The sequence below is a fragment of the Ruegeria sp. BHSB064 genome, assembly GCF_059613205.1.
Genome location: NZ_JBXWSB010000011.1, coordinates 25,715 through 47,297 on the forward strand (window position 1 = coordinate 25,715; position 21,583 = coordinate 47,297).

The 21,583-nt window shown below is 56.4% G+C and carries 19 protein-coding genes; 15 read left to right on the top strand and 4 right to left on the bottom strand.

Annotated elements, in window-relative coordinates; genetic code table 11:
- Nucleotides 1–99: 99 nt before the first annotated feature.
- Both AC2FNU_RS04465 and AC2FNU_RS04470 read right to left on the bottom strand, forming a co-directional pair.
- Nucleotides 100–2,199, bottom strand: a complete 2,100-nt coding sequence (locus tag AC2FNU_RS04465; protein ID WP_496785334.1) for a mechanosensitive ion channel family protein — start codon at nucleotides 2,197–2,199, stop codon at nucleotides 100–102.
- A gap of 437 nt (nucleotides 2,200–2,636) precedes the next feature.
- Complete coding sequence (locus AC2FNU_RS04470; protein WP_496785335.1) at nucleotides 2,637–3,545, bottom strand: LysR family transcriptional regulator; 909 nt, start codon at nucleotides 3,543–3,545, stop codon at nucleotides 2,637–2,639.
- 169 nt (nucleotides 3,546–3,714) lie between these two features.
- Between AC2FNU_RS04470 and AC2FNU_RS04475 the strand changes: the two genes are divergently transcribed.
- The 10 genes from AC2FNU_RS04475 to AC2FNU_RS04520 all read left to right on the top strand — a co-directional run bounded on the left by AC2FNU_RS04475 (nucleotide 3,715) and on the right by AC2FNU_RS04520 (nucleotide 15,160).
- The gene (locus tag AC2FNU_RS04475) at nucleotides 3,715–7,134 is read left to right on the top strand and encodes an indolepyruvate ferredoxin oxidoreductase family protein (RefSeq protein WP_496785338.1); all 3,420 of its coding nucleotides are present in this window, start codon (nucleotides 3,715–3,717) and stop codon (nucleotides 7,132–7,134) included.
- A 78-nt stretch (nucleotides 7,135–7,212) separates the two neighbouring features.
- Nucleotides 7,213–8,091, top strand: coding sequence for a lysophospholipid acyltransferase family protein (locus AC2FNU_RS04480; protein WP_496785340.1), 879 nt, complete (start codon nucleotides 7,213–7,215; stop codon nucleotides 8,089–8,091).
- 8 nt (nucleotides 8,092–8,099) lie between these two features.
- On the top strand, nucleotides 8,100–8,909 hold the full coding sequence (locus AC2FNU_RS04485; RefSeq protein WP_496785343.1) for a glutamate racemase: 810 nt from the start codon (nucleotides 8,100–8,102) through the stop codon (nucleotides 8,907–8,909).
- 94 nt (nucleotides 8,910–9,003) lie between these two features.
- A complete protein-coding gene (gene argC / locus AC2FNU_RS04490; protein WP_496785347.1) occupies nucleotides 9,004–10,032 on the top strand; it encodes an N-acetyl-gamma-glutamyl-phosphate reductase in 1,029 nt (342 codons plus the stop codon).
- Between the two features lie 7 nt (nucleotides 10,033–10,039).
- Nucleotides 10,040–10,486: a cytochrome c maturation protein CcmE gene (gene ccmE, locus AC2FNU_RS04495; RefSeq protein ID WP_171089834.1), complete on the top strand. Its 447-nt coding sequence runs from the start codon at nucleotides 10,040–10,042 to the stop codon at nucleotides 10,484–10,486.
- A gap of 149 nt (nucleotides 10,487–10,635) precedes the next feature.
- A complete protein-coding gene (locus AC2FNU_RS04500; RefSeq protein WP_496785351.1) occupies nucleotides 10,636–11,247 on the top strand; it encodes a holin-associated N-acetylmuramidase in 612 nt (203 codons plus the stop codon).
- On the top strand, nucleotides 11,238–11,816 hold the full coding sequence (locus AC2FNU_RS04505) for a holin family protein (RefSeq protein WP_496785353.1): 579 nt from the start codon (nucleotides 11,238–11,240) through the stop codon (nucleotides 11,814–11,816). The genes AC2FNU_RS04500 and AC2FNU_RS04505 overlap by 10 nt, the downstream gene beginning before the upstream one ends.
- Nucleotides 11,817–11,891: 75 nt before the next feature.
- Nucleotides 11,892–13,856: a heme lyase CcmF/NrfE family subunit gene (locus AC2FNU_RS04510; protein WP_496785358.1), complete on the top strand. Its 1,965-nt coding sequence runs from the start codon at nucleotides 11,892–11,894 to the stop codon at nucleotides 13,854–13,856.
- Nucleotides 13,853–14,308 carry a cytochrome c-type biogenesis protein gene (locus tag AC2FNU_RS04515; RefSeq protein ID WP_496785363.1) on the top strand — a complete coding sequence of 152 codons (456 nt, stop codon included), beginning with the start codon at nucleotides 13,853–13,855 and terminating at the stop codon, nucleotides 14,306–14,308. The genes AC2FNU_RS04510 and AC2FNU_RS04515 overlap by 4 nt, the downstream gene beginning before the upstream one ends.
- Before the next feature lie 75 nt (nucleotides 14,309–14,383).
- The gene (locus AC2FNU_RS04520; RefSeq protein WP_496785365.1) at nucleotides 14,384–15,160 is read left to right on the top strand and encodes an enoyl-CoA hydratase-related protein; all 777 of its coding nucleotides are present in this window, start codon (nucleotides 14,384–14,386) and stop codon (nucleotides 15,158–15,160) included.
- An 11-nt stretch (nucleotides 15,161–15,171) separates the two neighbouring features.
- Here AC2FNU_RS04520 and bmt read toward each other — a convergent pair whose 3' ends face one another.
- The gene (bmt, locus tag AC2FNU_RS04525; RefSeq protein WP_496785369.1) at nucleotides 15,172–16,185 is read right to left on the bottom strand and encodes a betaine--homocysteine S-methyltransferase; all 1,014 of its coding nucleotides are present in this window, start codon (nucleotides 16,183–16,185) and stop codon (nucleotides 15,172–15,174) included.
- A gap of 121 nt (nucleotides 16,186–16,306) precedes the next feature.
- Nucleotides 16,307–16,624, bottom strand: a complete 318-nt coding sequence (locus tag AC2FNU_RS04530) for a DUF1476 domain-containing protein (protein WP_171089847.1) — start codon at nucleotides 16,622–16,624, stop codon at nucleotides 16,307–16,309.
- Between the two features lie 187 nt (nucleotides 16,625–16,811).
- Here AC2FNU_RS04530 and purC point away from each other — a divergent pair, with 187 nt between their 5' ends.
- From purC to AC2FNU_RS04555, 5 genes are all read left to right on the top strand, one after another.
- Nucleotides 16,812–17,567 carry a phosphoribosylaminoimidazolesuccinocarboxamide synthase gene (gene purC / locus AC2FNU_RS04535; protein WP_171089849.1) on the top strand — a complete coding sequence of 252 codons (756 nt, stop codon included), beginning with the start codon at nucleotides 16,812–16,814 and terminating at the stop codon, nucleotides 17,565–17,567.
- Between the two features lie 235 nt (nucleotides 17,568–17,802).
- On the top strand, nucleotides 17,803–18,033 hold the full coding sequence (gene purS, locus AC2FNU_RS04540; RefSeq protein WP_117872765.1) for a phosphoribosylformylglycinamidine synthase subunit PurS: 231 nt from the start codon (nucleotides 17,803–17,805) through the stop codon (nucleotides 18,031–18,033).
- A 4-nt stretch (nucleotides 18,034–18,037) separates the two neighbouring features.
- Nucleotides 18,038–19,081 carry a zinc-dependent alcohol dehydrogenase family protein gene (locus AC2FNU_RS04545; RefSeq protein WP_496785374.1) on the top strand — a complete coding sequence of 348 codons (1,044 nt, stop codon included), beginning with the start codon at nucleotides 18,038–18,040 and terminating at the stop codon, nucleotides 19,079–19,081.
- A gap of 11 nt (nucleotides 19,082–19,092) precedes the next feature.
- Nucleotides 19,093–19,761, top strand: coding sequence for a phosphoribosylformylglycinamidine synthase subunit PurQ (gene purQ, locus AC2FNU_RS04550; protein ID WP_496785379.1), 669 nt, complete (start codon nucleotides 19,093–19,095; stop codon nucleotides 19,759–19,761).
- Nucleotides 19,762–19,830: 69 nt separating this feature from the next.
- On the top strand, nucleotides 19,831–21,576 hold the full coding sequence (locus tag AC2FNU_RS04555) for a sensor histidine kinase (RefSeq protein WP_480798923.1): 1,746 nt from the start codon (nucleotides 19,831–19,833) through the stop codon (nucleotides 21,574–21,576).
- Nucleotides 21,577–21,583: the final 7 nt, after the last annotated feature.

Sequence of the window (21,583 nt, forward strand, 5' to 3'; positions counted from 1 at the left end):
CAGGGTGCGTCTTTCAAAGAAAAACGGAACCGACGGTTAGGCCGGTTCCGTAAAAGGCGCTCAATCGCAAGCGCAAATCGCAATTGTAACCGGCGAGGGTTACGCTGAACCTTGATCCTTGTTTAGTTCGGCTGCAGCCGCAGCACCAACGGCCGTCTTCTGTTCCGGTGTCAGGTTCTCGGCTTCGTCCAAACCCGGGATTGCAACGCGCACCTCGCGGCGGGCAAAGTCGATGCCGTTTTCCTTGAAGGCGGCCTTGACGCGGTTGAAGATCTCCTTGCGCAGGGTGAACTGCTTGCCGGGCTTGGCCATGAACTTGCCGCGGATGATCATGCCGACATCGTCAAAGTCGAAGACACCCTGAGATTTGAAGGGCTGAAGGAAACCATCCTTGTGGGTTTCGTCCTCCATCATCTCGGCACCGATCTTCTTGAAGATCTTCTTGACCTTGTTGGGGTCAGTGTCGAACGGCACGGTGAATTTCAGCTTCATGATCACCCAGTCGCGGCTGAAATTGGTCAGCTTCTGAATCTCACCGTAGGGAATGGTGTGCACAGGACCGCGGTGGTGACGCAGTTGCATCGACCGGATCGAGATTTTCTCGACCGTGCCCATCGTGCCTCCAACATCCACATATTCACCCACGCGGAAGGCGTCGTCGATCAGGAAGAAAATGCCGCCCACGATGTCTGCGACCAGTTTCTGCGCGCCAAAACCGATGGCCAGACCCAGAACACCGGCACCGGCCAGCAGAGGCGTGATGTTGATGCCCAACGCGCCCAAAGCCAAAAGGCCGAAGATGACCGCAATGGTGATCTGAGCGGTGATCCGCAGCAGCGGCAGCACTGTTGCCAGACGCGATCCACCAGCACCGCCACCTTCGCCGCCGGCTTCTTCATCCAGCGCCTCTGCCGCTGTTTGTTCACGCGCCAGACGCCTGTTGATGTAGAGCGACACGAACTCGTTCAGAATGTAGCCGATGGCAATGATCAGGAGGAACTCGATCACAGCGCCACCCACTTCGGCGCTGACTCCGGCCGAGGCGACGTTGCGTAGATCCAGCTGCCAAGCCCTTGCAATCATGAAGACCACAAACAGACCAGCCACAACGCGCCCGATGCGGATATAGCTGCGCTTGGCAGATCTGTAGGCCCGTTCGGCCAGCGGGCCTTCGCCAGACATCGGAGGTTGCAGGTGACGCACCAACCCTCGGATGAGCGTGTCGAGCGCGGGCGCGATCAGCAACCAGAACATCGTTGCGAAATGCGCACCGCCGACAAGCAGCCTGAGCGTTGCGGGATTCCGCTGGGCAACCAGAAATTCGACCAGCAGCCAGATGACCACCGAAACCCCGATTGCGAAGTAGGGGTAATACCGGGCCACTTCCTCGTCGAATTTGGTGTAATCGGGGTCTGTTCCCAGCATCATCTGCGATAGCCCTTCGCGGGCGGTCCAGGCGATCCAACCGATATAGATATGGATAGCCGCGTTGAGCCAGAATCCGATTCGGGTTTCATCGCCCGAAACACCGTTCAGCGCGTTGAAGCGCAGGATGAACAACGTAAAGCCAATCAGGACCAAAAGTCCGATCAGGTTGCGGTGAAGGTATTTTGCCCAATGGTCGTTGATGTTGACCAAGCGATACTGCGGCTTTTGCGGGGCCAGCACGAACCGAGAAACCGCAGCACCCAGGCGCGGAACCCAGATCAGATAGAAGACAAACGGTGCAGCATAAGTAATCTGTTCGGGTGTCAGAAGGCCGCGACCAACTGCGCGTATGACCACGTAGAAAACAATCAATCCGGCAATTTCGCGGCAAAAGCGGCTGAAAAGATAACGTGCTGCGCCCCAAAGATCCGCTTCGTCCGCCACCTCGGTTGTTTTGTGCCAACGGCGGGTGAACAGGCCGAACAGCTTTTCTGCGATATACCCAACGACCAGGACCGAAAGAATAAGCCCCAGCAGGGTAAAGACCCCGGTTGTTCCAAAAGTACCCGAGAAATTACTGAACGCAGTTATCTGGGCTGTGACGATATTTGGCATCGTTGTCACAACATGCGTCCAGGATGAAACCATTTCGGCCCATATCTCATTGATCTCGGTCAGCGGATCTTCCTGCTTCTCTTGTTCTTCGGCCTGCTTCTTGGCAACGGCATCCAGACGTTCAAGTAGGATGGCACGCACCTGGTCGTCTGACATGCGTGCGACCAGGTCGTCTACTTGTTCAGGGGTTAGATTTTCCGGAATAGAAACTGAGGACGCCGTACCGGATGAGGCGGTGTCCTGAGCAAGAACTGGTAAAGAAAGAAAGAAAATGGAAACCAGCGCCAAACAGAGGCGGAGTGGATTAAGCATCGCTTTTTTGCCCTCGATCACGAGAATTATGGTTGTTTTTCGGGATCATATGAAAAACTTCGCCGGTTTCCCAGAAGATTTCGCCTTTAGAAACAGGGAAATCGCGAGGGCACAAAAAAAAGGCCGAGCTATAAGCTCGGCCGTAGTCCAACAGGGAGGTATGAAGATGATGAGCGTTTCAGCATCACCGCCTTCGAGTGCTCATTTAGGGGTCAGTTTGTGAACGTTCAAGGAATTTAACTCTGTAAAGACCTCATGCCCGATATGCTATGGGCGCATAGCTAGAGTTTTCCCATCTGTTTCAGTTGTTTGCGCTGTGCAATGATCTCATCCTGAACGAAATCCCGGAACGCGCCAACGCGTTTTGAATGTCTGAGTTCTTCGGGATAAGCCAGATAAACGGGAACATCAGCAGTTTCGATGTCAGACAAGACCGGCACCAGATGCGGAAAATCCTGGGTCACATAGTCCGGCAGGACGCCAATGCCCAAGTTGTGCAGTACCCCTTGCAGAACACCGAAATAGTTGTTCACCGTCAGCAATGAACCGGGATTGTACGTCATCAGATGGCGTACCATGGCGGCACTTGCCCCGACTTGCGGTGCCGCAGGGGTCTGGCAAATCAGACGGTGATCTTTGATTTCCTCAAGCGACTTCAGCATTCCGCCATGGGCCTCAATATAATCCTGAGTCGCGTACAGCATCATTTGAACTGTCATCAGGCGCTTGCGAACCAGATCGGCCTGGCTGGGCTCTTTCATTCGAATGGCAACATCTGCCTCGCGCATGGGCAGGTCCAGAACCCTCTCTTCCAGCATCAGATCGATGTTGAGGTCGGGATACTCCTCGTACAATTTGCGCAGGCGGGGGGCCAGCCAGAGTGTTCCGAATCCAAAAGTGGTCGTAACGCGCAACACGCCAAAGACTTCCTCCTCACTGTCCCGAATGCGCGCGGCTGCTGCATCAAGACGTTTTGACATGGCAGAGGTGGCATCGAACAGCAATTCACCCTGTTCGGTGAGAATCAGCCCCCGTGCATGACGGTGAAAAAGGGTGGCATCCAGCGATTCTTCCAGGGCGCGGATCTGTCGGCTCACAGCAGATTGAGACAGGTTGAGCTTGTCACCCGCATGGGTAAGGCTGCCTGCATCGGCTACCGCGTGAAATATTCTAAGCTTGTCCCAATCCATCGCCGCAACTTTCGTTATCCATTTGAACGCCTATATGAAAGAGGTGACAAGTTCCACATTCAAAGGGCGAAATCGTTACTTATCAGTGGATAAATCCTATACAGGTCAGAAATTATGACCTAAAATGCACCGAAATAAAGCACACTGATCTGACGAGGGGAGACGTCTGATGAGTCAGCCACAGATAACGTTAAATGACCGGTTTGATCTTGAGAAAAACCCCGTTCTGTTGAACGGAACTCAGGCGCTTGTCCGGCTGATGCTGATGCAGAAAGCCAGAGACCGGCAAGCCGGCCTGAATACAGCGGGCCTTGTAACCGGGTATCGGGGGTCACCCCTTGGCGCGGTTGATCAGCAAATGATGCGCGCTCAAAAGCCGCTGGCCGAAAACGATGTGACGTTTCAGTTCGGATTAAACGAAGATCTGGCAGCCACCGCCCTTTGGGGTAGCCAGCAAGCCGGGCTGCGAGGCGACGGCAAGTTCGACGGGGTTTTTGGGCTTTGGTACGGCAAAGGGCCGGGTGTTGATCGATCTGGTGACGTCATGCGCCATGCGAACATGGCCGGTACGGCCAAACATGGCGGCGTCCTTATGGCAATGGGCGATGATCATACCGGCGAAAGCTCGACCGTTCTGCACCAGTCAGAATGGTCTTTGGTCGATATGTATATGCCGATTGTCAGCCCAGCGGGGGTTCAGGAAATCCTCGACTACGGGATTTACGGCTTTGCGCTTAGTCGGTTTGCTGGTGTCTGGGTTGGCCTGAAAACGATGAAAGACACGATCGAGGTCACCTCGGTCGTGGATGGCAGCCCCGACCGCATGCAGGTTGTTTTGCCCGAGTTCGACATGCCGGAAGGTGGGTTGAATATTCGTTTGGGCGATACCCCGCATCTGCAGGAAACGCGCGTCATCGACTACAAGAGGTTCGCGGCCGAGACGTTTTCTCATGCCAATAAGCTCGACAAGCGAATGTGGGGCAAGCCGGGGGCCAAGATCGGATTCGTCGCAGCAGGTAAGAATTGGTTGGATCTGACACACGCTTTGTCGCTTCTCAATATCGACGAGTCCGAAGCAGAGCGGTTGGGGATCACCACGTACAAGGTTGGGCAGACCTTCCCACTGGATATGGCCGGGTTCCATGACTGGGCCGAAGGGCTGGACTTGATTGTGATCGTCGAGGAAAAGCGCAAGCTGATCGAAGTTCAGGTCAAGGAGGCCATTTTTGACGACCGGCGGGGTCGCAGGGTTTATGGCTGGTACAAAGGTGGCGCCGGAACGTTGCACCGGGAAGAATTATTCCCCACACGCGGTGCCTTGGATCCGATCATGATAGCCGAAAAACTGGGCGAAATCCTGATCGAAGAGGGGCGTGAAACTGAAGGCATCAACGCCGGGCTTGCATCGTTGTCCGAAGCACGCCGGGCCGACAACGCGCAGGAAATTGCGACGCGGCTTCCGTATTTCTGTTCGGGCTGTCCTCATAACAGCTCAACGAAGGTGCCCGATGGCAGCCGCGCCTATGCTGGTATTGGTTGCCACTACATGGTTCAGTGGATGGACCGTGAAACGACCGGTTTCACCCAAATGGGTGGTGAAGGCGCGAACTGGATTGGTGAAGCACCGTTTTCGACCACCAAGCATGTTTTTCAGAACCTCGGCGACGGCACCTACAACCATTCGGGCGTTCAGGCGATCCGGGCGGCGTTGTCTGCAGGAACGAACATCACCTTCAAAATCCTGTTCAACGACGCGGTCGCCATGACCGGTGGGCAGGACAACGAAGGCGACCTGACCGCAGAACGGATCGTTGCCGAGGTCAAGGCGATGGGCGTCCGTGAGGTCGCGCTGGTCTATGACGAAAAGGAAGACGTGAACTTCAAGGCTCTGCCAGCCAGCGTTCAGACATATGAGCGCGCGGATCTTATGCAAGTGCAGGAGAAATTCCGCGAGATCGAAGGTGTTTCGGTCATAGTCTATGTTCAGACCTGCGCGGCTGAAAAGCGCCGACGCCGTAAGCGGGGCACATTCCCGGACCCGGACAAGCGTGTGTTCATCAACACTGATGTCTGCGAAGGCTGTGGCGATTGTGGAGTACAGTCGAACTGCGTGTCGATTGTGCCGAAACAGACCGAACTGGGCCGCAAGCGCGCCATTGATCAGTCAAGCTGCAACAAGGATTTTTCTTGCCTGAATGGCTTTTGCCCCTCGTTCGTGACGCTTGAGGGCGCGAAGATCCGCAAAGAGGCAACGACCGAGATCGACCTGCCGGACCTGCCGATGCCCGAGCTGCCCGCGATCAAGGGAACGCATAACGTGGTCATCACGGGTGTTGGGGGTACAGGCGTCGTTACCCTTGGCGCAATTCTTGCTCAGGCGGCGCAGATCGATGGCAAGGGCGCGGGCATGATGGAAATGGCGGGCCTGGCGCAGAAAGGTGGCGCAGTTCATATCCACTGCCGTCTTGCCAATCGTCCCGAAGATATCAGTGCCATCCGTGTCGCCACCGGTGAAGCCCACGCGCTGATCGGCGGCGATTTGGTGGTGTCCGCCGGGGCGAAGACCTTGGGTCTGACGCGCACAGGACGTACTGGCGCAGTCGTAAACAGCCATGAAACTGTTACGGGCGATTTCACACGCAATACTGAGTTTCGCATTCCAGCCGATCAGTTGGAACTGGCCTTGCAGGCGCGGCTGAAAGAAGATGTCTCGCTTTTTGACGCGACCGATCTGGCGCGCGCAGTGATGGGCGATTCGATCTATTCCAACATGATGATCTTTGGCGCGACATGGCAGCGTGGATTGTTGCCAGTCAGCCATCAGGCGATCTTTGACGCCATCGAGCTTAACGGAACGGCGGTCGAACGAAATAAGCGTGCGTTTGATATCGGTCGTTGGGCTGTACTGCATCCGGAAGAGGTGCAGTCCATTTTGTCGCCAACCGTGGCCGAGATGCCCAAAACGCTGGACCAGATCATCGCGTTCCGTGCACAGCATCTGACCGAATACCAAAGCGCCCGGCTGGCGAAACGGTATCGTAAGTTGGTCGACAGCATTGAGGATACCGAGGTGCGCGAGGCGGTGGCAAAGGGCTATCACAAGTTGTTGTCCTACAAGGATGAATACGAGGTTGCCCGCCTTCTGCTGACCAGTCGGGAAAAGGCGGCGGCCGAGTTTGATGGCGACTTTAGGATGACCTTCCATTTGGCGCCGCCCATTTTCGGTGGGACAGGCAGCAACGGCAGGCCCAAGAAGCGCGCATTCAGCGAATCTGTCATGGGACCGTTGAAGTTGCTGACCAAATTGAAGGCTCTGCGTGGGACGCCGTTCGATATTTTCGGGTATTCGTCCGAACGCAAGATGGAGCGCGCTTTGATCCGGCAGTACGAAAAGGACATGCGCGAAGTGCTGCCTTTATTGTCGCAGGACACGCGTGATGCGATCTCTGCCTTGGCTCGACTGCCGCTGGATATCCGTGGTTTTGGACCTGTTTTGCAGGAAAACGAGGCCAAAGCAGCCAAACGGCGCGAGGAGTTGCTGGCATCCATCCGCAGCGGCGGGCCTGAGATGAAGGCTGCGGCGGAGTAACTCGTCACAACCCTGTCACGATGGCTAGGCAAAATTGTTACTTGCACTTATTTTGCAGGCAACAAACCGGAGACCCAAATGCCTTCTCGTCGTCATGCTGTTCGTGACATCTCTTATGCCCATTCCGCCGAAACCAAAGGCGGGCGAATGGTTATTAAGCTTATGGAGAATACCACGGGCCGTATGCGCCTGATCAAACGCGCAGATGGATACGAGAAAGACGTTGCCAACGGGCGCGACTTTTGGGCCGTGATGGTCGAACGCTATGGCCTGACATTGGATGTTGTGGGGGGATCGCTTGCAAACATTCCGACGGATGGCCCCCTGATCCTGATTGCCAATCATCCCTATGGCATTCTGGATGGCCTGATGATGGGGCATATCCTGTCTGAGACACGCGGTGATTTCCGTATTCTGGCCCATCGGGTGTTCCGCAAGGCAGAAGATCTGAACCGTATCATTTTGCCCATTTCGTTTGATGAAACCAAAGAAGCGATGAAGCTGAATTTGGAGACGCGCAAAACGGCTCTCAACTATCTGGGCGAGGGTGGGGCGATTGGCATTTTCCCCGGAGGCACGGTCAGCACCGGCGTCAAGCCGTTTGCACATCCGATGGATCCGGGTTGGCGTGGCTTTACTGCGCGTATGGTGGCAAAGTCCAATGCCACTGTGGTGCCGGTTTTCTTTGATGGGCACACGTCGCGGCTGTTCCAGATCGCAAGCCATTTGCACAACACGCTGCGCATGGGCCTCCTGATCAAAGAATTCAAAAAACGCGTCGATACCCCAGTGAAAGTGGTGATCGGAGAGCCTATCGGGCGCGACGTTCTGAACCCGTTGGGTAAGGATACGCGCAAGATGATGGATTTCCTGCGCAAAGCCACGTATGAGCTGTCTCCAGAGCCGTTGGAGTCCTATGACTACGGCTATGAATTTGAGGAACGGCATCGCGCCTGAAGGGGCAAATGGCAGTAGGTATCTTTGATTCCGGTTTGGGCGGTCTGACCGTTCTGAACGCCGCGCAGCAACGGCTGCCCGACGTTGATTTCCTGTATTTTGCGGACAGTGCTCATGCACCTTACGGTGTGCGCGATGCCGAGGATATCTATCAACTGACCCGCAAGGCCGTGCACGAGCTGTGGGATCGCGGGTGCAATCTGGTGATTCTGGCCTGCAACACCGCAAGCGCTGCCGCTCTGCGCCGGATGCAGGAAGAAGGCGTGCCCGAGGGTAAGCGGGTTCTGGGCGTCTTTGTTCCCTTGATCGAAGCGCTGACCGAACGGCAGTGGGGGGATAACTCTCCGCCGCGTGAAGTGGCTGTGAAGCATGTGGCCTTGTTCGCCACGCCTGCCACCGTGTCCAGCCGGGCCTTTCAGCGGGAACTGGCATTCCGCGCAATCGGTGTGGATGTCGAGGCGCAGGCCTGCGGTGGTGTGGTCGATGCCATTGAAGACGGCGACATGATTCTGGCCGAAGCCTTGGTTCGCAGCCATGTGGATGCTTTGAAACGAAAAATGCCCGAGCCGCAGGCCGCGATTTTAGGCTGCACACACTATCCGTTGATGGCCGAGACCTTTCAGGCCGCTTTGGGCTCAGACGTTCAAGTCTTCAGCCAAGGGGATCTGGTGGCCGAAAGTCTGGCCGACTATCTGCAACGTCATCCCAACATGCTTGGCGATGGCGCAGGCGGCTATCTGACCACGGGCAAGCCGGGGTTTGTCAGTGATCGGGCGACGCAATTCCTCCGACGACAAATCTCGTTCGAGGCGGCCTGATTTAGGTCAAGGACGCACTTACCCGATTTTTCTAATTCAAAGACCGTCACATCGGCGGTCGTGATATGTGACACACGTAAAGAAGAGGTCTGACATGACCCATAAAATCGCAATTCTGGGCGCTTCTGGTTACACCGGCGCTGAACTGGTGCGGCTGATCGCCGAGCACCCGAACCTGCACATTGTTGCTTTGGCCGCCGAACGGAAGGCAGGGATGAGCATGGCGCAGGTCTTTCCGCATCTGCGCCACATGGACTTGCCGGATCTGTGCAAGATTTCCGAGATCGATTTCTCCAATGTCGATCTGTGTTTCTGTGCTTTGCCGCACAAAACTAGTCAAGAGGTGATCCGGGATCTGCCCAAAGACCTGAAGATCATTGATTTGTCAGCGGATTTCCGGCTGCAGGACCCGGATGAGTATGAGAAGTGGTATGGCAATCCGCACAGCGCTTTGAAACAGCAGGAAGAGGCTGTTTATGGTCTGACCGAGTTCTATCGGGATGAGATCAGGTCGGCACGTTTGGTCGCTGGTACAGGCTGCAACGCGGCGACAGGGCAGTATGTGCTGCGTCCGTTGATCTCTGCCGGTGTAATTGATCTGGACGATATTGTGCTGGACCTGAAATGCGCCGTGTCGGGTGCAGGCCGGTCGCTGAAAGAAAACTTGTTGCACGCAGAGCTTAGTGAAGGTTCCAATGCTTACGCAGTCGGTGGCACGCACCGGCATCTGGGCGAGTTTGATCAGGAATTCTCGAAGCTTGCAGGTCGCACTGTACATGTACAGTTCACGCCGCACCTGATCCCTGCAAACCGGGGCATTCTGGCAACGACTTATGTAAAGGGTGATCCACAAAGCGTCTATGAAACGCTGGCAAAGACTTATGCAGACGAGCCCTTTATCCAAATGCTGCCAATGGGCGAAGCGCCGTCGACCCATCATGTACGCGGGTCGAACTTCTGCCATATCGGTGTTGTCGCAGACAGGATCGAACGTCGCGCGATTGTGATTGCAGCGCTGGATAACCTGACAAAAGGTAGCAGTGGCCAAGCCTTGCAGAACGCCAACCTGATGTTAGGTGAGGATGAAACTCTGGGCCTCATGATGGCCCCTCTATTCCCGTGAGGACGGTATGAAAACGCTCAAGAAACGTCGTCGAGTACAAGTCATTCTGGTAGCTGTCGTTGCCTTGGTGGCATCGACGGCGTTGATTGGGTGGGCCTTGCAGGATGGCATCAATTTCTTCCGTTCCCCCAGCGAGGTGATTGCCGAGCCGCCCAAGCCGACCGAGGTGTTCCGCATTGGCGGGCTGGTTGAAGAAGGCTCGATCATTCGCGGGCAGGGCGAAACCGTACATTTTGTGGTTACAGATGGGGGTGAGAGTGTCCCGGTCTCGTTCACGGGTGTACTGCCGGATCTGTTTACCGAGAACCAGGGTATGGTTGGCACTGGAAGCTACGTGAACGGCGTGTTTGAAGCGACTGAAATCCTTGCCAAACATGATGAAACCTACATGCCGAAAGAGGTTATGGACGCGCTGAAAGAGCAGGGCGTCTACAAAGAGGCAGAGGGTAGCTGAACGCAGCTGCGCTGCGTGCCTCTGGCAGAGGTATTTTTGAACAGAAGAAGCGGGGCGTTGCGCGCAATTGGCGGGCAGCGCCCTTTGCTATTAGCGCGTTTAAAGATGTTTGCAGGACCGTTGCTCTGATCAACGAGTTGGGGAAGGCCATGCAAACGGTTCGACAGATCGCGAAAGAGATCGTGGCGCGGGAAGGCGGGTTTGTGGATGATCCGGACGATCCGGGTGGCGCCACAAAATATGGTGTGACCATTCACACCATGCGGCGGTTGGGATTGGATTTAACCGGTGATGGAGTGGTTGACGTACGTGATGTTCAGGTTTTGACCCAGCGGCAAGCGGTTGAGATTTTCATACGTCATTACTTTGAGAAACCAGGCATCTCGCGGTTGCCTAATCTGCTGCACGCTTCGGTCTTTGACATGTATGTGAATGCCGGGGCGCAGGCGATAAAAATCCTGCAGCGACTATTGCGGGACATGGGATTCAATGTGGTGGTGGATGGATTACTTGGGCCGAAGACCGCGGCCGCTTGCGAAAGTGCCGCTCAGCCGGACCCAATTGTTTTGCGGGATGCCTACGGGGTGGCAAGGCGCAATTACTATTTTCGCCTCGCCGATAGACGACCGGCATCCAGAAAATACGCGCGCAGCCGCTCGGGAGGCAAAGGCGGTTGGATCAAGCGGGCCGAAGAGTTTTTGTCTGCGCGCTATCACATGTCGGATATTGAATTTCAAAGAAGGGTTGCAGCATGGGACTGATCTCGGGTGTGTTGGCGCTGTTGTTCGGGAATGGGCGGAATGCGGTTCGAGAAACTGTTGAACTTTATCGTGAGAATGCTGAAGCGCGTGCGCAACGCGGGGTCGAAGTGCAGACACAGGCCATGTTGCAGTTTGGTGGTGAGTTTCAAACCGCGCAAAAAGGATCATTTGACCGTTTCATGGATGGGGTAAATCGGTTGCCACGTCCAGCATTGGCCTTGGGAACACTTGGGCTGTTCGTTGCAGCCATGGTGGACCCGCTGTGGTTTGCCGCTAGGATGCAAGGCATGGCCTTGGTGCCAGAGCCCTTGTGGTGGTTGTTGGGTGTCATCGTATCCTTCTATTTTGGCGCAAGGCACCAGTTAAAGATGCAGGAATTTCAGCGTGATATCAGCTCAACCATATTGCGGCTGCCCACTGTTCTGAACAATATCGAGCAGTTGCGTACCTTGCGCGGTGATAGTCCGGGCGCTGCGAAGCCCGGTCCGGATGTCGACTTGTCTCAGGATGTCATGCGCCCGGATACTAACCCGGCGCTGGACGATTGGCGCAAGCTGCGCGGAACTTGACCCGCGACACTATGTGCCTTCGTACTTGACGAAAGTTATTGGCCCCCGGATTGGCCGCGGAGTATATTCCGGGGCATGATTACAGAACTCGGTCACTTCGCCCTTATCCTCGCCTTCTTTGTTGCTATCGTGCAAAGCGTGGTGCCCCTGATCGGGGCTTCGAAACGTTGGGCCGGTTGGATGGCATTTGCCGAGCCTTCGGCCATCGTACAGTTCCTTTTGACGGCGTTTTCCTTCGGTGCGTTGATCTGGGCGTTTGTCGTGTCGGACTTCTCCCTGAGGATCGTGGTTGAGAACAGCCATTCTGCCAAGCCGATGATCTACAAGATCAGTGGAACATGGGGGAACCACGAAGGATCCATGTTGCTGTGGGTGTTGATTGTCACCTTGTTTGGCGCGTTAGCCGCGTTCTTTGGAGGCGGGTTGCCGCCGACGCTCAAGGCCCGTGTGCTGGCGGTGCAATCGTCAATCGCGGTCGCGTTTTTTGCCTTCATCCTGTTCACGTCGAACCCGTTCGACCGCCTTGCAATTGCGCCGTTTGACGGGCGCGACCTGAATCCATTGCTGCAAGACCCAGGCTTGGCCTTTCATCCGCCTTTTCTGTATCTCGGTTATGTGGGCCTGAGCATGGCGTTCAGCTTTGCCATTGCAGCCCTGATCGAAGGGCGTGTCGATGCGGCCTGGGGGCGTTGGGTGCGGCCCTGGACATTGGCGGCCTGGGTCTTTTTGACCATTGGTATCGCACTGGGGTCATGGTGGGCTTACTACGAATTGGGCTGGGGCGGGTTCTGGTTCTGGGATCCGGTCGAGAATGCGTCGTTCATGCCTTGGCTTCTGGCGGCCGCTTTGTTGCACTCTGCCATTGTTGTGGAGAAGCGCGAGGCGCTGAAAAGCTGGACCATTCTGCTGGCGATCATTGCGTTCGGATTTTCACTGATCGGTACATTCATTGTGCGTTCGGGTCTTCTGACTTCGGTTCATGCCTTCGCCACCGACCCGGAGCGCGGCGTTTTTATCCTGATGATTCTGGTGTTTTTTATCGGTGGGGCGCTGACACTTTTTGCTGCGCGCGCTCAGGCGATGGAGGCCAAGGGCGTCTTTGGTATGGTCAGCCGCGAAAGCGCTTTGGTGGCCAACAATGTTTTGCTGGCCGTCAGTTGCTTCGTTGTTTTTGTGGGCACCATGTGGCCCATGGTGGCCGAGATGATGTTTGACCGGAAGCTTTCGGTCGGAGCGCCTTTCTTCAACGCTGCTTTCTCTCCGTTCATGGTGTTGCTGGGGCTGATCCTGCCGATCGGGTCTATGTTGCCTTGGAAACGGGGAAGGATTGGAAGGACGGCTTGGTCTCTGCGCTATGCCTTTGGGCTGGCGCTGGCGATTGCTTTGCTGGTTTGGGCCATGCAGACCGGACGCAGCGCGTTGGGGCCGGTGGGTCTGTTCCTTGGGGCATGGATTACGTTTGGTGCCGCCATCGATTTGTGGAGCCGCACGGGCCGCAACGGCAGCCTGAAACGCCTGTTCCGCCTGCCGGGTGCAGATTGGGGTAAAGCGGTCGCGCATACTGGTCTGGGCGTCACCATCTTTGCCGTGGCTGGCCTGACCGCTTGGGAGGCCGAAGATATCCGCGTTGCGCAACCCAATCAGCCCTTTGAGGTGGGGCAGTTTACGCTGACCCTGCAAGATGTGCGGTTGGTTGAAGGGCCAAACTATTTCTCGACCACGGCAGATGTTCTGGTTGAAAAAAATGGACGCCCGATTGGGACACTTCACCCTGAAAAGCGGGATTATCCGGTTGCCCGTATGCCCACGACCGAGGCTGCGATTGATTACCGTTTCCTGGGTGATCTTTACGTTGTGATCGGTGATCAACAGGCAGATGGGGGCTGGGTCATGCGCACCTATATCAAGCCTTTCGCGAACTGGATCTGGGCTGGCTGCATCCTGATGTCGCTTGGCGGTATCCTCAGCCTGTGTGACAGGCGGTTCAGGGTTGCCGCAGGGGCGCGAAAAACCCCGGTTGGCGGAGTACCCGCAGAATGAAACGCCTTGTACTGATCCTGATGTTGCTGGCGACACCCGTGTTTTCGGTGCAGCCGGATGAGGTTCTGGATGATCCGGTGCTGGAACAACGCGCCCGCGACCTTAGCACCGGATTGCGATGCCTTGTTTGTCGGAACGAAAGCATCGACGAAAGCAACGCTGATCTGGCGCGTGATTTGCGTTTGCTGCTGCGGGAACGTCTGGTTGCAGGCGATACCGACGAACAGGCCATCGCGTTTATCGTTGATCGCTATGGCGAATACGTACTGCTCAAGCCCACCACCAGCGGCTCGAACCTGTTCCTTTGGCTCGCCGGCCCCATCATGCTGTTGATTGCGGCCGGGGTCGGGCTGAATTTTCTGCGCAACCGTGCCAAAGCTCATGCGTCAGCGGAAAGCGCGGCGCTGAGTGAAGACGAAAAGGAGCGTCTGCGCCGAATTCTTGAAGACTGACGTTTGGTTCTGCCTTTACCTTCTTGTTTGGGCCAGTAAGTGTTCGAAAACGCTTGGCGCGACGGGAGGGTTTTCATGCATTACGAAACAGTTGTTCTGGATATTGCGGATGGTCTGGCGGTTTTGACCTTGAACAGACCAGACAAAATGAACGCTCTGACAACACAGATGCGCGCTGAAGTCGCCCACGCAATGAAAGACGCCGCAAGCCGAGCCCGGTGCATTGTGATCACCGGCGCTGGTCCCGCCTTTTGTTCCGGGCAGGATCTGGGTGATGCGTCCTCAACCGGCAAGATCGATCTGGAGCGTTCTTTGCGCGACGAATACGAACCAATGTTGGAAACGATCCACAGCTGTCCGGTTCCCACAATTGCGGCTGTGAATGGGGCTGCGGCCGGGGCAGGGGCGAACCTGGCCCTTTGCGCGGATGTTGTGATCGCAACTGAAAGCGCCTATTTCCTGCAAGCCTTTGCGCGGATCGGTTTGTTGCCGGATGCCGGAGGAACTTGGTTCATGCCGCGTCATATGGGAATGGCCAAGGCGATGGGTGCGGCATTGTTCGCCGACAAGATCAGCGCACGACAAGCGGATGACTGGGGCTTGATCTGGGAATCTGTGCCCGATGACAATTTCGCTGCGCATTGGCGGAAACGGGCGGAATACCTGGCCAATGGTCCAACAGCAACTTACGGCGCGATCAAGCAGGCCATTCGTGGAACCTATGAAAACACGCTGCCTCAGCAGCTTGCGACCGAGGCGCATCTGCAGGGCGAATGTGGTCGCTCGCGCGATTTCGCCGAAGGTGTGGTGGCCTTCATGGGAAAACGCCCTCCGAAATTCGAAGGGCGCTGATTTAATTCACTTCAGGCACGGCGACGGCGGCGCGTGCGGCGTTCGGGGGCAGCCTCGTCGCCGGTTCCATCAGAGGCCGACGTGAATGGACCCAGCGCATCAGTGATCTGATCCAGAGTCGGGCGTTCGCCGCGCGATGTGGTATCCAGTGCCTCACGCATCTTGCGCAGGTGATCAGGCATTGTTCCGCAGCAACCGCCAATGATTGTCGCGCCCGCGTCGCGTGCCATTGCTGCATACTGGCCCATAAGCTCGGGCGTGCCGTCATAGTGGATGTGACCATCCACGTATTTCGGAATGCCCGCGTTACCCTTGGAGATCAGTGGACGCTCTGTCCCTTGTGCGGCAAAGCCCAAAACTGTGCGCAGAATGTCTGATGCGCCGGTACCGCAGTTTGCCCCAAAGGCGATGGGCGGGTTGGGTAGTGTTTCGACCATTTGCGCCAGATCGGCCGAGGTCACACCCATCATCGTGCGCCCGGCAGTATCAAAGCTCATCGTGCCACACCATGGCATGTCAGCCAGTGCAAATGCTTCTGCAGCAGCGCGGAACTCTTCAGGGGCGCTGATGGTTTCTACCCACAGAACATCAACTCCGCCTTCTTTCAGCGCCGCTGCTTGTTCGTGGAACATTTCCACCGCGTCGGAATGCGTCAGGCTGCCGACCGGTTCCATGATTTCACCGGTTGGTCCAACAGAACCCGCAACAACGACAAGTCGCCCGGCCTTGTCTGCCACCTCGCGTCCCAGTTCAGCGCCGATGCGGTTTAGTTCACCCACGCGATTCTGAGCATCGTGCAGCTTGAGCCGTGCAGACGTGCCGCCAAAGGTGTTGGTCAGAAACAGGTCACTGCCTGCATCCACCGAACCCTGATACAGCGCCCGGATCTTGTCTGGGGCCTCCACGTTCCAAAGTTCAGGTGCGTCGCCAGACTGCAGGCCCATGTTGAACAGATTGGTCCCTGTCGCACCATCGGCCAAAATGGCATCTTTGGTGTCCAGAAGCTTGCTGAGCGCATTTGTCATTGGGTTATTCCAGAAAAAGGCGCAAATCGCCGTTAAAAATAGAGACGCCCCATGTCACATGACCGGGGCGTCAAAGCAAATTCATAAAACTCATGAAGATCATGAGGTCTGTAAGAAAACCTTAGTCAGCTTCGCTCATGACCTGAGCTTTGGCTTCCGGCAGAATTTCGGCCATCTTGGCGCGGATTTCTTCGGCCGACGATAAATCACCCAGATCACCGGCGACCTTACGTACAACGTCTTCGTGCCCGGCTTCTTCGAAATCGGCGACTACAACGGTTTTGGCATATTCTTCGGCTTCCGCGCCGGATTTGCCCAGCTTTTCTGCCGCCCACAGGCCCAGCAGTTTGTTGCAGCGGGCCTGCGCCTTGAACTGCATTTCTTCATCATGGGCAAACTTGGCTTCAAAGGCGTTTTCGCGTTCATCGAACGTGGTCATTGGGTGAGGACCTCTTGGGTTACATCTTCTTTCCTGATGATATGACCATACGACGTCCCGGGCGCAAGGTATTTGCGCTGCGTCAAAGCCTCTCGGGTACATGAACTTGCGGGAAAAGAGTGCTTGCACTATGAGGACGCCAACGAGAAGGGACTCATTCCCTCTGCTCAGACTGGAAAGGTCGCTTATGGCGCGTCGCAAGAAAATCTACGAAGGCAAGGCCAAGATTTTGTATGAAGGCCCCGAACCGGGCACAATCGTACAGTATTTTAAGGATGACGCCACTGCATTCAACGCAGAAAAGAAGGACGTGATTGACGGCAAAGGCGTGCTGAACAACCGACTGTCCGAGTTCTTCATGAACGGTCTGACCCAGATCGGCATTCCGAACCACTTTATTCGCCGTCTGAACATGCGCGAACAACTGGTGCGCAATTGCGAAATCGTGCCGTTGGAAGTGATCGTTCGCAATTATGCTGCCGGATCGATGTCTAAACGTCTGGGCATTGCCGAAGGGACACAGCTGCCGCGTCCGATCGTCGAATATTGCTACAAGGACGATGCTTTGGGTGATCCTCTGGTCACCGAAGAACATATCGCCGCCTTTGGCTGGGCCAGCCAACAGGACATGGACGATATCCTCAGCCTAGCGTTGCGCGTGAACGATTTCATGAGCGGTGTGATGCTGGCGGTTGGTATTCGCCTAGTGGACTTCAAGATCGAAATCGGACGCATTTTCGAAGGGGATTATCAGCGTTTGATTGTGGCTGACGAAATCAGCCCCGACAGCTGCCGCCTTTGGGACATCGAAACCGGCCAGAAACTGGATAAAGACGTGTTCCGTCGTGATCTGGGCAATCTGACCGATGCCTATTCAGAAGTTGCGCGCCGTCTGGGTGTGCTGCCGAATACCAATGTCACCAAGCCGACGCTGATCAACTGATCCGTTCTGGAACTTTTGTTTCAACTAAATTGCGCTGCGGCTAAAACCGCGGCGCATTTTGGTTTTTGCGTGCGCGGCAGGTTCATCTTTTGATCATCAACCAAAATAGTCGCTTCGCTTAATGACAAGTGCGGCAAACTGCTTGGGAAACAGGGTTGTCGAAAACGGTCAGGCACGCTATCCCCCGCGCAACGAAATGGGCCATGGATTGCGGCCCGAAGGTGGAGTTGCCAAAATGAAAGCACGGGTTCATGTGATGCTCAAAAACGGGGTGCTGGACCCGCAGGGCGAAGCAGTTCGGCACGCATTGGGCGCAATGGGCTTTGATCAGGTCGAAGGCGTCCGTCAGGGCAAAGTGATTGATCTGGAACTGGCCGATGGCGCGACCGAGGCAGATGTGACCGAAATGTGCGAAAAGCTGTTGGCCAACACCGTTATCGAACGCTACGAGATCGAACTGGTCTGATCGAATGCGGGCCGCGCGTCTGATCACCTATCGTCAACCGCTTGAGGTTGCGACCGTGCCCGATCCCGAACCCGCCGAAGATGGTGTTGTGGTTCGGGTTTTGGCGTGTGGCGTGTGCCGATCCGATTGGCATGCTTGGTCAGGCGCGGACCCGGACGTGATCCTTCCGATGACACCCGGTCATGAATATTGTGGTGAGGTTGTCGCGGTCGGTTCTCGGGTCACCCGCTGGCGAGTGGGCGACAGAGTTATCGCGCCGTTCATTCTGGCTTGCGGGCATTGCGCAGACTGCGCGCAGGGGCATCAGACAATCTGTAACGACCAGATTGTTCCGGGTTTTACCTGCGATGGTGCTTTTGCGGAATATATCGCAGTGGCCCATGCGGATGCGAACCTCACGACATTGCCCGATAGCATTGCGCCCGAAGTTGCTGCAGCCTTGGGGTGTCGTGTGACAACGGCGTGGCAGGCTTTGGTCGGACGAGCACAGGTTCAGGGTGGGGAATGGATCGCTGTCTTTGGCGGTGGCGGTGTTGGGATTTCCACGCTGCTTTTGGGCAAGGCGCTTGGCGCACGGGTCGTCGTGGTCGATATTGCAGACGACAAGCTGGACTATGCACAGTCTTTGGGGGCTGATGCGGTTGTCAATGCCGCTACATGTGATGCGCCTCAGGCCGTGAAAGACCTCACCGGCGGCGGCGCGCATGTTGCGATTGAGGCTTTGGGAATCGAAGTCACAACCGTATCTGCGATGCGGTCCCTGCGCAAAATGGGGCGCATGGTGCAGATCGGAATGCCAGCCGGGGATCACACGCAGATGGCTTTGCCGATGGACGTGCTTTATTCCGGCCAGCTTTCTGTTTTCGGAACGCGTGGCATGCCAAGCTGGCGCTATCCGTCTTTGTTGTCGCTGATCGCAGGGGGCGGGATTGACCTGAGCCCGCTGGTCACGCGCAAAATAACTCTTAACCAGGTGAGCGCTGAGCTTGCCGCCTTTGACCACCCAACCCCGCCGGGCGTTGCGGTGGTTACAGATTTTGTCTCGTAGGAGGGCCCGCCATGCGCGCAGCCGTAATCGTATTCCCCGGATCCAACTGTGACCGAGACCTCGCCGTCGCCTTTGAGCAGGCCGGGTTCAAGGTTGATATGGTCTGGCACAAGGACGCAGCGCTGCCCGAAGGTGTGGATATCGTAGGTGTACCGGGTGGCTTTTCCTATGGCGACTATCTGCGCTGCGGGGCCATCGCTGCAAAGTCCCCGATCTGCAAGGCGGTGGTCGCGCATACCGAGCGCGGCGGCTATGCCGTGGGTATCTGCAACGGGTTTCAGGTTCTGACCGAAACCGGGATCCTGCCGGGCGCGTTGCTGCGCAATGCCGGGCTGAAATACATCTGCAAAACAGTGGGCTTGAAGGTTGAAACAAGCGACAGCGTGTTTACCGGGGGCTACAATGCAGGCGACGTGATCGGCATCCCAATCGCGCATCATGATGGCAACTACTTTGCAGATGACGAAACGCTTGCGGCCCTGAAGGATCAGGATCGCATCGCGTTCACCTATTCCGAGAATCCCAATGGCTCGGTCGGCGACATCGCTGGCATCCTGTCCGAAAACCGACGTGTATTGGGGATGATGCCCCACCCTGAGCGTGCGGCAGATGAAGGGCATGGTGGCACCGACGGAGTGGCGCTGTTCCGCGCATTGTCAGGCGTGTTTGAATCAGCGTGACTTGAGGTCACGCGCGCCCGCGCGTAACGTCTGGCCATGAACTCGGACGTGCGATCAGCTTGGTCAAATATGTTGAAACCGCTTCGCGGTGCTCCGCTGGGCTGGCGATTGCGCGTCGCGGTTCTTATTCTGCTGCTCGCAACTATTACGACAGTCTGGATCACCAACAGCCTGTTGACCGACAGGTTCACGGAATCCACTCGAAACCGGGCCGAGCTGCGACTGGCCCTGTATTCCGGCAACCTGCTGAGCGAGTTGCGCCGAAACTCGATCGTGCCGCAGTTGCTGGCACGAGACCCGACGCTCATTTCGGCGCTGCAATCCAGTGACTATACACTATCAACCCAGCGTTTGATTTCCTTCGTTGAAGAAATTGGCGCGGCCTCACTGATGCTCTTGGACAGTGACGGTCGAACCGTTGCCGCAACGGATCGTAACAAGCTGGGCGAAGGGCACAGAAATACAGCTTATTATGTGGATGCCATCCGATCTAATGCCACGATCTTTTCGGTCATTCCCAAGGAATCCGGCGGATATAGCTTTGTCTATTCCCGGCGACTGGAAAACGGGTCGGAAATTCTGGGCGTCATCGTTGTTGAAGTCGACCTGCAGAAATTCGAACGCGCGTGGGCCGGTATCTCGGACGCAGTGATGGTCACGGACAGCACCGGAACCATCATCCTATCCACCGAGCCCCGCTGGCGTGGGTTAGAAGAAAGCACAGCGATGCTGCGCCAGCCGCCGCAGGGTGCAATTCAACGCGCCATTCGGGCCACAACCGATTGGACGGCTTTGCCGCCGGATGCCTACCTGCAAGGCGAGGCGGTGATGCGCATGGAAACACGCATCCCGTTTCGGGGCTGGCAAATGACGTCGTTCACAACCTTTGCTTCGATCCGGGAAAAGGTGAACAGCGTGCTTGCGCTGGAAATCATGGGCTTTGCGATTCTTCTGGCGCTGACGTTTTATGCGCTCAGCCGTCGGGCGACCCTTCGCATGGCCCTGTTTCAGCGCGAGTCGGCAGAGCTTCGCGCATTGAACGCACGGCTACAGCGGGAAATTGCTGAGCGGGAACGGGTTGAAAAGACGCTGGATTTGGCGGAACAGACCCTTGCGCAAAGCTCGAAACTGGCCGCCCTGGGCGAGATGTCGGCAGCGGTCAGTCATGAGCTCAATCAACCTCTGGCTGCAATGAAAACCTATCTTGCCGGTGCGCGTCTGTTGTTGAGGCGCAACCGGCCGGAAGAGGCGCTGGCAAGCTTTGGTCGCATCGATGGTCTGATCGAGCGGATGGGGGCGATCACGCGCCAGCTCAAGTCTTATGCTCGCAAGGGGGCGGATGCGTTTTCGCCTGTAAATCTTGGCGAAGCGCTGGCCTCGGCCTTATCCATGATGGAGCCTCAACTGCGTCAGCGTCATGTGAAGATCACGCAGATCCTGCCAGAAGAACCTGTCATGGTTATGGGGGACCGGATGCGGATCGAGCAGGTGATGGTCAACCTCTTGCGAAACGCTCTGGATGCCACCAAATCAGTAGCAGAGCCGGATGTGGAAATCATCCTGGCGGCGGGCGACATGGCGGTTCTGACCGTTCGGGACAACGGGCACGGTATTGAGGATATCGAGAACCTGTTCGAGCCGTTCTATACCACCAAACAGCCCGGTGACGGGGTTGGACTGGGGCTTGCCATCTCGTCAGGGATCGTGAACGACCATGGGGGACGGCTGACTGCGCGCAACGGCCAATATGGGGGCGCGGTGTTTGAAATGCAGTTGCCAGCACTGGGAAGCGACGGCCTCGAGGCCGCGGAATAACGAGGAA